This is a genomic window from uncultured Winogradskyella sp. (assembly GCF_947496485.1).
Lineage (GTDB): Bacteria > Bacteroidota > Bacteroidia > Flavobacteriales > Flavobacteriaceae > Winogradskyella.
The window spans coordinates 225,239-241,580 of record NZ_CANMCZ010000002.1; the positions used below are offsets into that span (position 1 = coordinate 225,239).

A 16,342-nucleotide genomic window follows, 5' to 3' on the forward strand; every position below is an offset into this window, starting at 1 on the left:
ATACTTATTAACTAAAAAGATATCAAATATTGTTAATAAAAACTCCTAAATATAGCTTTGCAATTCTCTTTAAACACTCATAAAATAGTTATATTAGCGCGTTATGAAAACCTACAAAAAAACTAATTAATTTTATTTATGGCAGAAGGAGAAAAACTCATTCCAATTAATATTGAAGATGAAATGAAATCGGCTTACATTGATTATTCAATGTCGGTCATTGTGTCACGTGCATTACCAGATGTAAGAGATGGTTTAAAGCCTGTTCATCGACGTGTACTTTATGGTATGCACGAACTAGGTGTTAGAGCAAACAGTGCACATAAAAAATCAGCAAGAATAGTCGGTGAAGTTTTAGGTAAGTATCATCCGCATGGAGATACATCAGTTTATGACGCTATGGTGCGTATGGCTCAAGAATGGAGCTTACGTTATATGTTGGTTGATGGTCAGGGTAACTTTGGGTCTGTAGATGGCGATAGTCCTGCTGCAATGCGTTATACAGAAGCGCGAATGCGTAAGATATCTGAAGACATGTTGGCAGATATTGACAAAGAGACGGTAGATCATAAATTAAACTTTGATGATACACTTGAAGAACCAACAGTTTTACCAACACGTATTCCTGGTTTATTAGTTAATGGTGCCTCTGGTATTGCTGTAGGTATGGCTACTAATATGCCACCGCATAATTTAACGGAAGTAGTAAATGGTACTATTGCGTACATTGAAAATAACGATATAGAGATAGATGAATTAATACAGCACGTTAAAGCACCAGATTTTCCTACAGGTGGTACCATTTATGGTTATGATGGTGTTAAGGAGGCTTTTCATACGGGTCGTGGACGTATTGTTATGCGTGGTAAAGCTATTATTGAAGAAGTACAAGGTAGAGAATGTGTTATAGTCACTGAGATTCCTTATCAAGTTAATAAAGCAGACATGATTAAAAAGACTGCTGATTTGGTAAATGATAAAAAACTCGAAGGTATAGCTACAATAAGAGATGAGTCTGATAGAAACGGTATGCGTATTGTTTATGTATTAAAGCGTGATGCCATTCCTAATATTGTTTTAAATAAATTATATAAATATACAGCATTACAATCGTCATTTAGTGTCAACAATATAGCACTAGTTAACGGTCGTCCGCAGTTATTAAACTTAAAAGAGTTAATTCATTATTTCGTTGAGCACAGACATGAAGTTGTTGTTAGACGTACAACATACGAATTACGTAAAGCGGAAGAACGTGCTCATATATTAGAAGGTTTAATTATAGCTTCAGATAATATAGATGAAGTTATTGCTCTTATTAGAGCGTCATCTAATGCAGATGAAGCACGTAACAAGTTAATTGAACGATTTAAGTTATCTGAAATACAAGCCAAAGCCATTGTTGAAATGCGTTTACGCCAGTTAACAGGTTTAGAGCAAGATAAATTACGTTCTGAGTATGATGAGTTAATGAAAACCATTGAAGATCTTAAAGATATCTTAGATAAGAAAGAGCGTCGTATGGCTATCATTAAAGAAGAATTAGAGGTTGTTAGAGATAAATATGGTGATGAGCGTCGTTCTGTGATTGAGTATGCTGGTGGAGATTTGAGTATAGAAGATATGATACCTGATGAGAAGGTTGTAATTACAATTTCTCATGCAGGATATATTAAGAGAACGTCACTAACAGAATACAAAACACAAAATAGAGGTGGAGTTGGTCAGAAAGCATCAACAACGCGTAATGAAGATTTCTTAGAGCATTTATTTGTTGGGACTAATCATCAATATATGTTATTCTTTACTCAAAAAGGAAAATGTTTTTGGATGCGTGTTTATGAAATTCCTGAGGGTGCAAAAACATCTAAGGGTAGAGCAATTCAAAACCTTATAAATATTGAACAAGATGACAAGGTTATGGCTTTTATCTGTACTCAAGATTTAAAAGACGAAGACTACATTAACAGTCATTATGTAATTATGGCAACCAAAAAAGGTCAAGTTAAGAAAACATCTCTCGAACAGTATTCTAGACCAAGAACAAATGGTATTAACGCTATAACAATTAAAGAAGATGACACTCTATTAGAGGCTAAATTAACAACAGGTGAAAGCCAGGTTATGTTAGCTCTTAAATCTGGTAAAGCGATTCGTTTTGAAGAGGCAAAGACTAGACCTATGGGTAGAAACGCTTCTGGAGTCAGAGGTATTAGATTACAAGATGAAAAAACCGATGAGGTTATAGGAATGATTGCTGTTGATGATATGGATAGTAATATACTTGTTGTTTCTGAAAATGGTTATGGAAAACGCTCTAGTTTGGAAGATTATAGAATTACTAACAGAGGCGGAAAAGGTGTAAAAACTATTTCTATTACAGAAAAAACTGGTAACTTAGTGTCTATTAAGAATGTAACTGATGAAGATGACTTAATGATTATCAATAAATCTGGTATAGCAATACGTATGGCAGTAGCAGACTTGCGTGTAATGGGAAGAGCTACTCAAGGTGTAAAATTAATAAACCTAAAGGGTAAAGATTCTATAGCAGCAGTAGCTAAAGTGATGAAAGATGATGAGGAAGATGCCGATGAGATTGATACTGATGTGGCTGAAAATCAAGACTCTAATGAAGATGGCACGGCTATTGATAATAATGAAACTGAAAACTAAAAATTAACAATAAACTATTTATTACAAGATGAAAAAACTAATTGCATTAGTGTTGCTCGTAGCAGTTACTTCGATGTCTTTTGCACAAAAGAATGAAGTTAAGGCCATTGAGAAAGCACTTAAAAACTCGAATTTTGGTGATGCTAAATCTGCAGTTTCCTCAGCAGATGCATTACTAGGAAATATGGACGATAAAACAAAAGCCAAGTTTTATTATTTAAAAGCTCAGGCGTTATATGCAGATGGTCAAGGCTCTGATGCCGATGTTGACGAAGCTATTTCAACTTTGGATAAGTTGAAAGACTTAGAGTCTTCAATGGGTAAGCTAAGGTATACGGAAGATGCTAATACAATGAAAACAGGTATGATAAGCTCTTTTTTAACTAAAGCTAACGATGCTTTTACTAGCAAAAATTACAAGGTTGCTGCTAAAGGGTTTGAGAAAGTTTACAGGATGTCTCCGAAAGATACTTTATATCTTTATTATGCGGCAACATCTTCGGTTTCTGTTCCTGATTATGATACAGCTTTAGATTACTATATTGAATTAAAGAATATGGGGTATAGTGGTGAAAAAATGAATTATTATGCTACTAATGTAGACACAGATGTAGAAGAAACGTTTGGTGATAAATCATCTAGAGATTTATCAGTAAAGGCAAAATTGCATAAAGACCCTAGAGATGTAATGAGTGAGGCAAAAACTGCAGAGATTGTTAAAAATATTGCATTGATCTATGTATCACAAGGAAAAAACGAAAAGGCATTAGGAGCAATGGCAGATGCTCGTGCTGAAAACCCAGATGATATTGGATTATTATTATCTGAGGCTAATGTTCATTTAAAGATGGGTAATAGAGATAAGTTCAAAGCTTTAATGGAAGAAGCAACTGAGAAAGATCCTAATAATTCGGAGTTATTTTATAATTTGGGTGTTTTAGCTGCTGAAGCTGGTAACAACGAAGAGTCATTAAACTATTATAAAAAAGCAATTGAAATAAATCCTAATTATGTTGATGCTTATAATAATATAGCTGTTACAATTTTATCTGGTGAAGCTGCGATAGTAGAAGAAATGAATGGACTAGGAACGAGCTCAGCTGATAACAAAAAGTATGACGAATTAAAAGAACAGCGTGCACAATTATATAGTGATGCTATTCCTTATTTAGAAAAAGCTTTAGAATTAAAAAACACAAATATAGACGCTGCAAGAACTTTAATGAATATTTACAGTGCTATTGGTGAAATGGATAAGTTTAAGGCAATGAAAGCCAAAATAGAAACAATGGAAGCATCTGCAGGAGGTAACTAATTGTCTTTGTTTAAGAGAAAAAAATGCGACTTATATTATAAGTCGCATTTTTTATATAATCTTTTTGATGACTCTTAGTTTATGAGTATGGCTATTTTTATCCATATTATAAATACCACTATGATCTAATCTATCTATTCTCACTTTGCCGTGTGCATGGATAATGTAATTGTCTTCCATTATAATACCAACATGTATAATGTTGCCTTCGGAATTATCAAAAAAAGCTAAATCACCAGGCTCACTTTCTTCAATAAAACTTAGGGCTTCACCTTGTGTTGCCTGCTCAGATGCGTCTCTTAAAAGTTGATATCCATTTAGTTTATAGACCATTTGAGTAAATCCAGAACAATCTATACCAAAAGGTGTTTTACCTCCCCATAAATAAGGGGCATTTAAATACAGGAAAGATGTCTTAACTATTTCTGCTTTTGGACGCTTTATATTTAAACTATTACCATCAAAACTGTGGTCAAGTATGCTTAGACCATTTAAATTAGATCCGACAGGAATAGGATACAAATTATTTGAAGCATCTGTAACAAATTCTATTAAATCTTTAGAAAGTCTGTTGTCAGATTTTGATAATTGTTTGTAATTAGATTCTTCAATCTCTAAATACTGTTTATTATCAATCCAACCTTCATATTTATCATATGCAAAACGAATGCGACTCCATTTTTTACGTTGTTCCAACACTTTAAAATGGTCTCCATATAAAGCTTGCGTTACCATTTCACTAGTATCGCTAGGTTCTAATCGTATTGGTACAATCCCTAGATTGCAAATGCCGTACTGCATAAATAATATTTAAGCGCGTTCTAATACCATAGCAGAAGCACCACCACCACCATTACAAATAGCAGCTGCTCCGATATTAGCATCATTTTGATGAAGAACATTTATTAAGGTCACTAGAATTCTAGCACCAGAACAGCCAAGAGGATGACCTAAAGAAACTGCACCTCCATTAACATTGACATTTTTATCGTCTAGTCCTAAAATTTTCATATTAGCTAAGCCTACAACTGAAAATGCTTCATTAAATTCAAAATAGTCAACATGACTTAATGAAATATTGGCTTTTGCTAGTGCTTTAGGTAGTGCTTTAGCGGGAGCAGTCGTAAACCATTTTGGTTCTTGTGCTGCGTCAGCATAACTTTTTATTATGGCAATAGGTTTTAGACCAAGTTCATTTGCTTTTTCTCTGCTCATGAGTACCATTGCAGCAGCACCATCATTAATGGTTGATGCATTAGCAGCAGTTACAGTACCATCTTTTGTGAAAGCTGGACGTAAAGCAGGAATTTTTTCCATTTTTACGTTTGTATATTCTTCATCCCTATCTACTACAATTGGTTCTCCTCGACGTTGAGGTACTTCAACAGGAATAACTTCATTGTTAAATTTACCTGCATCCCATGCGGAACTTGAGCGATTATAGGATTGAATAGCATAAGCATCTTGATCTTCTCTACTGAACTTGTATTCATTGGCACAGGCATCTGCACAAACTCCCATAGCGTTTTTGTCATAGGCATCGACTAATCCATCTTTTTGCATACCATCTTCTAGTGTAGCTGGTCCAAATTTTGTTGCTGAACGTGCATGGTAATAATGAGGAATCGCACTCATATTTTCCATACCTCCTGCAACAACTATCTCGGCATCACCTAGTTGAATAGCTTGAGCAGCTTGCATAATTGCCTTCATGCCAGAAGCACATACTTTATTAATAGTGGTGCAAGGGACTGTGTCTGGTATGCCAGCGTAAATAGCAGCTTGTCTTGCTGGAGCTTGGCCTGTACCTGCTTGTACAACATTACCCATTAAAACTTCATCAACCGATTCTGCTTTCAAATTTATTTTATCTAAAGCGCCTTTAATTGCAGCTGCACCTAATCTTGGTGCCGGTATACTAGATAAACTTCCTAAAAAACTACCAATTGGAGTTCTTACTGCCGAAACTATGACAACGTCCTTGTTCATTGTGTTATGATTATATTAGTTGCTGCGAAATTAATCATTTTTTGAGAGATTTCGGAATGTATTACTGATTATAGCGGTCTAAAATTCTAATATTTATTACATTTGATTGTATATGAAACATCAGAGAATAAAATTTTATATATATATAAATATAATTTTATAGATGTTCCATGTGACCGTTAAAAAACGATGAATATAAACACATGAATACACTTCTTAATAAATGGTATAAAAATCATGCACTTGTATATAAGATACTATTGTTCTTAGTTACAACACTGTTTATTGTTTATCTGTTCCCAAAAACAGGAAAATTTAGATATTCTTTTGAAAAAGGAAAACCTTGGCAATCAGAAAACCTGTATGCTCCATTTAACTTTGCAATTAAGAAATCTCAAAATGAAATTGAAAGCGAAAGGATAGAGACTGAAAAGAATAGTCCTACTTATTTTAAAAGCAATAAGGATATTGAAGATACAGTTCTGTCGGATTATATTCAGAGGTTCAATCAAAATTTTAAAGACTCAAGTTATCTCAAAATTCAAAATTCAAACTTATATAAAAAAGGAAAATTACTTATCGATGATATATATAGCAATGGTATTTTAGATTTAGAATATAGCTATTCTGATGATAAGCCAGTAATATTATCAACATCCAACACCATTAAGAAAGAATTAAAATATGGCGGTTTATATGAGTTAAAAGAATTGCGGCAGCTTGTAGAAAGCCATTTCGAAAATTCGATTTCTGTAGAGAATCAAACTAAAATGATGTCTATTTTTTTTGATATCATAAAACCCAATGTGACAATAAATGAAAACCTAACACAGCAGGCATTAGAAGAAGAGTTTTCTAAAATTTCATTAACTAGAGGAAGTGTTGAGAAAGATCAGTTGATAATTTCTAAAGGGCAAGTTGTAGAAAATGATCAATATGATATTTTAGATTCTCTTAAATCTGAATACGAATCGCAGGTATGGAATTCAGCTAATTATAATTGGGTTCTTGTAGCTTATACACTTTTAGTGGCATTAGCGTTGTTAATGTTACTTTTATTTCTCCAGAAATATAGATTAGAGGTGTTTTTGAATAATACTAAAGTTACATTTATATTTTTCAACATTGCTTTAATGATTTTACTAACCACCTTGGTTATAAATTATAATTCTCAATATATCTATGTAGTTCCTCTTTGTATTTTACCTTTGATTTTGAAGGCTTTTTTCGATGCCAGACTTGGTCTGTTTGCTCATGTTTTAACAGTATTATTATTAGGTTTCATTGTGCCAAATAGTTATGAATACATGTTTCTACAAATTATAGCAGGCATTGTTACTATTTTAACAGTATCGGAATTATATAAGAGAGCTAATCTATTTATCTCTGTAGGACAAATTACATTTATATATATCATTGCTTATTTTGCTTTTTTCGTTATTCATGAAGGTCAGCTAACAGGCTTAAAATGGGAGACTTTTGGTTTGTTTGTGCTCTGTGGATTAGCAACGCTTTTTGTACAACCCTTAATTTATATATATGAAAAGATTTTTGGATTAGTTTCTGATGTGTCGCTTTTAGAACTATCTGATACAAATACCAAGCTTCTCAAAGAATTATCTAATAGAGCACCAGGAACATTTCATCACTCATTGAATGTTGCTAATTTGGCTGAAGCTTCGGCTAATGAAATTGGAGCTAATGCTATGTTAATTAGAGTAGGAGCATTATATCACGATATTGGCAAGATGAAAAATCCAACATACTTTACTGAAAATCAAAGTACAGGTATTAATCCACATGATGAATTATCTAGCTTAGAGAGTGCGAAAATTATCATTGGCCACACCATAAATGGAATTGAAATAGCAAAGAAGCATAATCTACCAGATAGAGTGATTGATTTTATAAGAACTCATCATGGCACAAGTTTGGTTTATTATTTTTATATGAAAGAAAAGGCGAGCAATGAATATGTAAATATTGAAGATTTCTCTTATCCTGGACCAAAACCTTTTAGTAAAGAAACCGCTATTTTGATGATGTGCGATAGTGTAGAAGCAGCATCTAAAAGCTTAAAAGAACCTACAAGCACAAAAATAAATGAGTTTGTAGAAAATATCATTAATAAACAGATGGAAAGTGGTCAGTTTTTAAATGCAGATATTACATTTAAAGAAATTCAATCTATAAAAAAGGTACTTAAACTTAAGTTGGCAAACATCTATCACCTCAGAATTGAGTATCCTGAATAAAACAAAAAAGCCTCAACAATGATGTTAAGGCTTTTTGTGATCGCACTAGGATTCGAACCTAGGACCGCCTGCTTAGAAGGCAGGTGCTCTATCCAGCTGAGCTATGCGACCATTTTTAAAGTTAAAAACTCGAAAATTCAATAAAAGTCGGGGTGGCAGGATTCGAACCTGCGGCCTCCACGTCCCAAACGTGGCGCGATAACCGGGCTACGCTACACCCCGAAAATGATTATCTAAATATTACTAACAGTCGCATAAGCTGCAGTAAATTTTGCGGAGAGACAGGGATTCGAACCCTGGGTAAGTGTTTCCACCTACGACGATTTAGCAAACCGCTCCTTTCGGCCACTCAGGCACCTCTCCAGTAATAAATGAACGTATTTCAATAAAAATGCGGATGCAAAGTTAACTTTTCATATTAAAGAACGCAACATTTTTTTTGAGTTTTTTATTGCTATTTTTTTTTGTTCTAAGCCTTAAGGTATTACTAGCTTATTTTTCAGATTTTTAATTCTATATTTAAATTTTATATTCATAATGAAATACCATAAAACACAATGTCAAAGTATAGAAATGATAGAGCTTTTACTGATTACGTGCATAAAAATTTAGCTCGTCCATTGATATATAGACCTCTTAATTGGACAGAGGTTCAATTACGACAAGATTACGCTAAATATATTGATATGATGGATGGTATCGATTATGTCTTTAGGAATGGTGACAATATTATGAGTGTACAAGAGCGTTTTAGAGAAGTTCAATACAAAGACTATTCAGATTTTACAATTAGATACAGAAGAGATGAAAATAAAGTAGAAGAACGACATGAGTCTGAATATTATAAAGTGAAAGCACACTATTTTACTTATGGTATCATTGACAAACCTAAGAGTAATGTAGAAAAGGCTTCTGGGTTTATAAAATATGCCATTATAGATTTGAAAAAGGTTTATGAAAAGCTCGATTCTAAAGCGATTTTTATTTCAGATAATAGACAGAATAAATGTAAGATTGTTGATGGTAACCGTATTGAATGTCCAGTAAAATATAATACTGATGGTTCATCATCATTTTTTCCTATTGATATTTCTTATCTGGTAAAATTATGGGGAGATAATATGGTAATTGCGCAAAAAGGTTTTTTATAACAGTCAAAATTTAACGCTATTTTGTTATTTATAGTTCTACTTTTTTAATAGCTTACACAAGCTATGGGAATAAAACAACAACTTATCAAATTCACCAAAAAGGGTATTTACTGTCCGCAAGGTAAATTCTATTTAGATCCTTGGTTTCCTGTTGATTATGCGATTATTTCACACGGCCATGCTGACCATGCACGTTGGGGAATGAAGTACTATTTATGTCAAAATGATTCTAAAGCTATCTTAAGACATCGGATTGGAGCAGATATAAAAATTGAAAGTTTAGGCTATGATGAACCAATATATATCAATGGTGTTCAAGTAAGTTTTCATCCTGCAGGACATGTTATTGGTTCCGCGCAAATCCGATTAGAATATAAAGGCTACGTTGTTGTTTTTACTGGCGACTATAAAACACAACCCGATTTTATTTCACAACCATTTGAATCTATAAAGTGTAATACGTTTATTACTGAAAGTACATTTGGATTGCCTATTTATAATTGGAAGTCAGAAAAGGAACTTCAAAGCGAACTCCATGAATGGGTAGCAAGCAATCAAACCAATAGCAGAACCTCAGTTTTCTTAGGCTATTCATTGGGTAAAGCGCAACGCTTAATGTCGCTACTTGATGGATGTGATGATATTTATGTTCACAGAGCTATCCATAATTTGAATGAAGCCATTTCAAGTTCAGGAATAGAATTACCAAAAACAACATTATTGACTGCTGATTTTGATAAAAAAGAACTTCAGAATAAAATCATTATCATGCCACCAGGTCTTTTAGGTTCACGATTATTAAAGCGCGTTCCTAATGCTGCGACTGCTATTTGTTCTGGCTGGATGCAAATCAGGGGAAACAGACGTTGGCAGTCTGTTGATGCTGGTTTTGCCGTGAGCGATCATGCGGATTGGAATGGTTTAATTTCTGCTGTAAAAGCAACTGAAGCCGAACAAGTCTATGTTACACACGGTTCTCAAGCTGTATTTTCAAAATATTTAAATGAAATCGGAATTAAAGCAGATGAACTAAAAACTGAGTATGGAGATGAAAAAATGGCAGAAGCCGAAAAAGAATCTGAAACACTTCAAGCAGAATGAAACAGTTTTCAGATTTAATTAGTGCTATTGAAATCACAAATAAAACCAATGCAAAGATTGATGCATTGGTCAATTATTTTGGTGCAGCACCAGATAAGGATAAACTTTGGCTTATTGCCTTATTTACAGGTAAGCGACCATCTCGACCAGTTAAAACAACACTAATGAAGCAGTGGTGCATGGAAATTACTGAACTACCAGAATGGTTATTTTTAGAAAGCTATAGTACGGTTGGTGATCTGGGTGAAACTATAGCGTTGTTGTTGCCAAAACCTACACATAAACTCGAGTTGTCTTTAACTGAATGGATGTCTGAACTCAAGAAATTGAAGCCTAAATCGGATGAAGAGAAGAAGAAATTTGTACTTGAAGCTTGGTCAGGATTAGAGCAACAGGAACGTTTAATTTTTAATAAGCTCATTGGTGGGAGCTTTAGAATCGGAGTATCTAAAAAAACATTGGTCAATGCACTTGCAAAATTAACAGGTATTGATGCAAATCAGTTGATGCATAGTATTATTGGGAATTGGGATATCAATTCTATTTCTTTTGAGGAATTAATAAAAGGAACACACATCAATTATGACAATTCTAAGCCATATCCGTTTTGTTTGGCATATGCCCTTGAGAAAGAATTACCAGAGTTAGGAAAACCACAGGAATGGATTGTGGAACAAAAATGGGATGGTATTAGAGGGCAAATCGTAAAGCGAAACAATGAAATATACATTTGGTCTAGAGGTGAAGAATTGGTAACACAGCAGTTTCCGGAATTGGTAGAAGTGATGAGCAATTTTAAAGATGATTTTGTGATAGATGGTGAGATTTTAGCTATGAAAGACAATGCTGTTCTACTTTTTAATGATTTGCAAAAACGCTTGAATCGAAAAAATGTAACCAAGAAATTGCTCGAAGAAGTGCCAATAGGTTTTTATGCTTATGATATTTTAGAATTCAATGGAGACGATATTAGAGAACAACCTTTTGGTAAAAGACGACAGATTTTAGAAAAGATTTTTAATTCAATTACATTACCAGATCATTTAAAGCTATCATTTATAGTAGATTTTGAAGCGTGGGAGGATCTTTATGATATTCGTGAAAATTCTAGAGCTATTAATAGTGAAGGTTTAATGTTAAAACAAAAAGCATCACCATACCATACAGGTCGTAAAAAAGGAGATTGGTGGAAGTGGAAAGTTGATCCATTGACCATAGATGCGGTTATGATTTATGCCCAAAAAGGTAGTGGTCGTCGTAGTTCAAAATATACAGATTATACCTTTGCAGTAAAAAAAGAGGATGGTTTGGTGACTGTTGCAAAAGCATATTCAGGATTAACAGATAAAGAGATTACTGAAATTTCGCGTTGGGTAAACAAAAACGCTATAGAAAAATTTGGACCTGTTCGTACTGTGAAACCAGAATTAGTTTTCGAAATTGCCTTTGAAGGTATAGCATTTAGTAAACGACACAAATCTGGAGTAGCCTTACGTTTTCCAAGAATTGCAAGGTGGCGAAAAGATAAACCCGCATCAGAGATAGATACACTAGAAACCGTAAAACAATTAATAACTGCGCCTTGAGTAATTTTAAAGACAGTACTGGATTACAGATTATAAACAAATGGATGCTCGAAAAGGCACAGGCACCATTCCCATTTCAAATGCAAACTTGGCAACGCTATGCCAATGGTTATAGTGGTTTAGTCGTGGCACCTACTGGTTTTGGAAAAACCTTTTCTGTGTTTTTGGCTGTGGTCATTGATTACCTTAATCATCCTGAAAATTATCCTAAAGGTCTAAAATTGCTATGGATTAGTCCATTACGTTCCTTAGCTAAAGACTTAGCAAAAGCCATGACTCAGGCTGTAGATGAAATTGGACTAGATTGGTCTGTACAAGTGCGAAATGGTGATACACCAACATCGATAAGACGTAAGCAGGAACGATTAATGCCAGATGTGCTTTTAACAACACCTGAAACGATGCACTTATTGTTTTCTATGAAGAAAAATAAAAGGTTTTTCAAAGGTGTAAAATGTGTCGCTATAGATGAGTGGCACGAGCTCTTAGGTAATAAGCGTGGTGTATTAACAGAATTGGCAATTTCACAATTAAGACATTATTCGCCAAAGCTTCAGATTTGGGGAATAACAGCAACTATAGGTAATTTGGAAGAGGCTAAAAATGTATTGTTACCTTACCCTGATTTAAAAATTACTCAAGTAAAAGCCAAACAAAAGAAGAAGATAGATATCATATCTGTATTACCCGATGAGATTGAAGTGTTGCCTTGGGCTGGACATTTGGGTAAATCTATGGTAGATAAAATTCTACCGATTATTGAAGCCAATACCACAACCTTGATATTCACTAATACCAGAGGTCAGTCCGAATTATGGTACCAACTATTACTCAATGCTAATCCAGAACTTGCAGGTTTATTAGCTATTCATCATGGATCGATTGACAAAAAATTGAGAAATTGGATTGAAGATAGTATTTCTAGTGGCTATCTCAAAGCAGTAGTATGTACATCATCTCTAGATTTAGGTGTAGATTTTAAACCTGTGGATTGTGTTATACAAATAGGCTCAGCAAAAGGCATCGCACGTTTTATGCAACGCGCTGGTCGTAGTGGTCATTCACCTTATGAGCGTTCAAAAATTTATTTCATTCCGACGCATTCCTTGGAATTAGTTGAAGTTTCTGCTTTAAAAGAAGCTGTAAAGCAACATCAGATTGAAGCTAGAGAACCCATGGTATTGACCTACGATGTTTTAGTGCAATTCATGGTTACACTTGCTGTCGGTATGGGTTTTGATTCCGATAAACTGTTTAATCGTATTAAAGCCATTCATGCTTTTCATTATATCACTGAAGACGATTGGCAATGGTGTTTGCATTTTATAACCAAGGGTGGAAAAACATTGCATTCCTATGAAGAATTTCATAAAGTTATAAAAGATGAGGATGGCTTATACAGAGTAAAAAGTAGAAGAATTAGTATGCTGCATCGCATGAATATCGGAGCAATTGTAAGTGAGGCAATGTTAATGGTAAAATTCTTTTTTGGAGGTTATATTGGGATGATTGAAGAATTTTTTATTTCAAAATTGAAACCAGGTGATAATTTTATTTTAGCGGGTCGCGTATTAGAATTGGTTCAAATTAAGGACATGAAAGTACTGGTACGTAGAAGTAAAGCTAAAAAAGCCGTAACTCCAAGTTGGCTTGGTGGTCGTTTGCCTTTAACCTCACATTTAAGTCATTTTATGCGATTAAAATTGTCTGATGCTTTAGAGCCAGGTCGTTTAGAAAAAGAGCTTCGATTTTTAAATCCTTTAATTTCTAGACAAGATAAACATTCGCACATACCTAAAGCTGATGAATTTTTAGTAGAGTTGATAGAAACCAAGGATGGTTATCACTTATTTATGTATCCTTTTGAAGGTCGTTTGGTGCATGAGGTCTTTTCGGCATTAATGGCCTATCGTATTAGTAAATTGAAACCATTAACATTTACCATTGCCATGAACGATTATGGTTTTGAGTTATTAAGTGATCAACCAATTCCAATTTCAGAAGACAATATTTCAGAACTATTGAGTAAAGATAATTTGATGGATGATGTTATAGCTAGTATTAATGCCTCTGAGATGGCATCTCGAAAATTTAGAGATATTGCCGTCATCTCAGGTTTGGTGGTGCAATCGCAACCAGGCACTCGAAAAAACAATAAGAGTTTACAATCTTCATCTGGATTAATCTTCAGGGTTTTAGAAGATTACGAACCAGATAACCTGTTGTTACGACAAGCCTATACAGAAGTTTTTAACCAACAGTTAGAAGAAGCCAGATTACAGGCTGCGTTCGATCGTATTTCAAAAAGTAAAATTATTTTGAAAAGAGCTAAATCTTTTACACCATTGAGTTTTCCTCTAAAAGTCGATAGTTTAAGAGGAACTATGAGTAATGAGAATTTAGATAAACGTATTCAGCGAATAAAAGCCCAAGCTTTTAAAATTGATTAGAATGGTTATAATTGAAGAAGTCATAAAAGTTGAAGACGAATTTCTTTCGTTGACAAATCAACGTGCCATTCATTGGAAACGAAAAGAAGCTCTGATTCTGTCTGATGTACATATTGGAAAAACTGCCCATTTTAGAAAGCATGGTATTCCGATGCCAGATGGTATTCTTCAGAATGATTTAGAACGTTTAAAGGCTTTAATCATTCATTTTAAAGTTAAACAACTATTGATTGTTGGTGATTTATTCCATGCAGAAGTTAATGCGGATATGACAACTTTTAAATTGTGGATAGAGCAGTTTGAAGACCTCAAAATAGTTTTAATTAAAGGTAATCATGATAGACTTTCAAAACAATTATTGAAAGATTTTAAAATAGAAGTAGAAACAGAATTACAGATTTTACCGTTTGTGTTTGTTCATGAGCACGATGATTCTCACAATAATTCTTTTACAATTTCTGGACATACTCATCCTGGCATAAGTATAAAAGGAAAAGGGAAACAAAGGTTGAAATTACCTTGTTACCAATTATCGTCTAATCAAATCATATTACCAGCTTTTAGTCTATTTACAGGATTAAACACGCGTTCGCAACCCAAAGATTCTATTTGTTATGCATTTACGGATAGTTCTATTTTTAAATTTTAGAACATACTAAAATAATCTTTTCATCATTTAAATCTGTTGTAAAGAATACATAAACAGAACCACCATCTTTTATTTTCAATTTTTTTCTAATGTCGCCAACAGTTAAAGGAAAATTACGAGTAGTCACATTGGCCTTTGAAATTTTTTCTTTTGCAAAAGCCTTTTTATTGAATGCTAATTTCTTTTCAATCTTAAATCGTCTTCCAGGAAAATCAACTAATACATCAGAAGTATATAAATGGGAGTGTTTGTGTAACTTGTTGAGCTCTAATTGTTCGCTAATCGAGTTAAACGCACCAGCTTTTAGAATTGCAGAATTGGGTTCATATAAATAGGTGAGTGGTTCACTATAGTTTGGATTAGTAATGGTTTCGTTTTCAAAATGAAATTCAAAATTTTGAATCTTATCTTTTTGAAGATTTACAGTCTTAATAATAACATTACCTTCATAATTACGCTCCAAAACCCACAACAATTCTTTTACTTCATTATTAAGGGCCACAACATGAATTTCCTTGGTATGCTTTAAATCAGAAAGTGTTGCCGATATGTCTAACAAAGGTGATGTTTTTATCATCACATGTTTTGCATACTTTAAAAATAAAGTTTGAAAGGTTTTTACATTTGGTGTACAATCAGAAATTAAGAACACTTTCTTTTTACTATCATCACGACGCGAAGGATCTATATATATCCAATCAAAATGTTGATCTAATTCTTTTAAGACTTCAATACCACTATCATTTTTGCATGTAATGTTTGAAACATTTAATGCTTTATAGTTATGCTTTGCAATGTCTGAAAGTTCAGTGTTAATTTCGCAATGGATTACATTTTCTATTTGTTTAGAAAAGTAATAAGCATCAACTCCTAAACCACCTGTGAGGTCAATTAAAGATTTCCCACTAACTAAATTGGCTTTGTATTTTGCGGTTATTTCTGAAGAGGTTTGCTCAATATTTAGTTTGTTAGGATAGTAAATATTAGCTGCATTGAACCAAGTTGGTAATTTTTTTTCACAACGCTTTTTAGCTTCAATCTGTTCTATAATTGATTTTGTCTCAATGCCATCAAAAGAAACACCTTTTAATAATAAATTTGAAATATCAGATTTTAGATTAGCATTTATAAATTCCTGAATTTCAATATTTAAAATATCTAAATTCAAAC

General features: G+C 33.5%; 11 protein-coding genes and 3 tRNA genes. 8 read left to right on the forward strand and 6 right to left on the reverse strand.

What is annotated here, in order from left to right:
• Positions 1-138: 138 nt before the first annotated feature.
• Together gyrA and Q0822_RS08845 are read left to right on the forward strand one after the other, a co-directional pair.
• On the forward strand, positions 139-2,676 hold the full coding sequence (gene gyrA / locus Q0822_RS08840) for a DNA gyrase subunit A (protein ID WP_299122652.1): 2,538 nt from the start codon (positions 139-141) through the stop codon (positions 2,674-2,676).
• Positions 2,677-2,704: 28 nt separating this feature from the next.
• Positions 2,705-3,991: a tetratricopeptide repeat protein gene (locus Q0822_RS08845; protein ID WP_299122654.1), complete on the forward strand. Its 1,287-nt coding sequence runs from the start codon at positions 2,705-2,707 to the stop codon at positions 3,989-3,991.
• 51 nt (positions 3,992-4,042) lie between these two features.
• Here Q0822_RS08845 and Q0822_RS08850 read toward each other — a convergent pair whose 3' ends face one another.
• Both Q0822_RS08850 and Q0822_RS08855 read right to left on the reverse strand, forming a co-directional pair.
• Positions 4,043-4,792, reverse strand: coding sequence for a C40 family peptidase (locus tag Q0822_RS08850; RefSeq protein WP_299122656.1), 750 nt, complete (start codon positions 4,790-4,792; stop codon positions 4,043-4,045).
• Positions 4,793-4,801: 9 nt separating this feature from the next.
• A complete protein-coding gene (locus tag Q0822_RS08855; RefSeq protein WP_299122658.1) occupies positions 4,802-5,980 on the reverse strand; it encodes an acetyl-CoA C-acyltransferase in 1,179 nt (392 codons plus the stop codon).
• A gap of 203 nt (positions 5,981-6,183) precedes the next feature.
• Between Q0822_RS08855 and Q0822_RS08860 the strand changes: the two genes are divergently transcribed.
• Positions 6,184-8,235: an HDIG domain-containing metalloprotein gene (locus Q0822_RS08860; RefSeq protein ID WP_299122660.1), complete on the forward strand. Its 2,052-nt coding sequence runs from the start codon at positions 6,184-6,186 to the stop codon at positions 8,233-8,235.
• A gap of 37 nt (positions 8,236-8,272) precedes the next feature.
• Here Q0822_RS08860 and Q0822_RS08865 read toward each other — a convergent pair.
• From Q0822_RS08865 to Q0822_RS08875, 3 genes are all read right to left on the reverse strand, one after another.
• Positions 8,273-8,346: transfer RNA gene (locus Q0822_RS08865), tRNA-Arg, on the reverse strand.
• 36 nt (positions 8,347-8,382) lie between these two features.
• Positions 8,383-8,457: transfer RNA gene (locus Q0822_RS08870), tRNA-Pro, on the reverse strand.
• A gap of 52 nt (positions 8,458-8,509) precedes the next feature.
• Positions 8,510-8,598: transfer RNA gene (locus tag Q0822_RS08875), tRNA-Ser, on the reverse strand.
• 194 nt (positions 8,599-8,792) lie between these two features.
• On the opposite strand from Q0822_RS08875, the gene Q0822_RS08880 reads away from it, so the two are divergent.
• The 5 genes from Q0822_RS08880 (at position 8,793) to pdeM (ending at position 15,172) form a co-directional block, all read left to right on the forward strand.
• Positions 8,793-9,386, forward strand: a complete 594-nt coding sequence (locus Q0822_RS08880; RefSeq protein ID WP_299122661.1) for a hypothetical protein — start codon at positions 8,793-8,795, stop codon at positions 9,384-9,386.
• Between the two features lie 63 nt (positions 9,387-9,449).
• Positions 9,450-10,487 (forward strand): ligase-associated DNA damage response exonuclease, encoded by a 1,038-nt coding sequence (locus tag Q0822_RS08885; protein ID WP_299122662.1) that lies wholly within the window; start codon positions 9,450-9,452, stop codon positions 10,485-10,487.
• Positions 10,484-12,073, forward strand: a complete 1,590-nt coding sequence (locus Q0822_RS08890) for an ATP-dependent DNA ligase (RefSeq protein WP_299122664.1) — start codon at positions 10,484-10,486, stop codon at positions 12,071-12,073. Before Q0822_RS08885 ends, Q0822_RS08890 begins: the two co-directional genes overlap by 4 nt.
• Positions 12,070-14,523, forward strand: a complete 2,454-nt coding sequence (locus Q0822_RS08895) for a ligase-associated DNA damage response DEXH box helicase (protein ID WP_299122666.1) — start codon at positions 12,070-12,072, stop codon at positions 14,521-14,523. The genes Q0822_RS08890 and Q0822_RS08895 overlap by 4 nt, the downstream gene beginning before the upstream one ends.
• A gap of 1 nt (position 14,524) precedes the next feature.
• A complete protein-coding gene (gene pdeM, locus Q0822_RS08900; RefSeq protein ID WP_299122668.1) occupies positions 14,525-15,172 on the forward strand; it encodes a ligase-associated DNA damage response endonuclease PdeM in 648 nt (215 codons plus the stop codon).
• Here pdeM and Q0822_RS08905 read toward each other — a convergent pair.
• Positions 15,162-16,340 (reverse strand): RsmD family RNA methyltransferase, encoded by a 1,179-nt coding sequence (locus Q0822_RS08905; protein WP_299122670.1) that lies wholly within the window; start codon positions 16,338-16,340, stop codon positions 15,162-15,164. The genes pdeM and Q0822_RS08905 overlap by 11 nt on opposite strands.
• Positions 16,341-16,342: the final 2 nt, after the last annotated feature.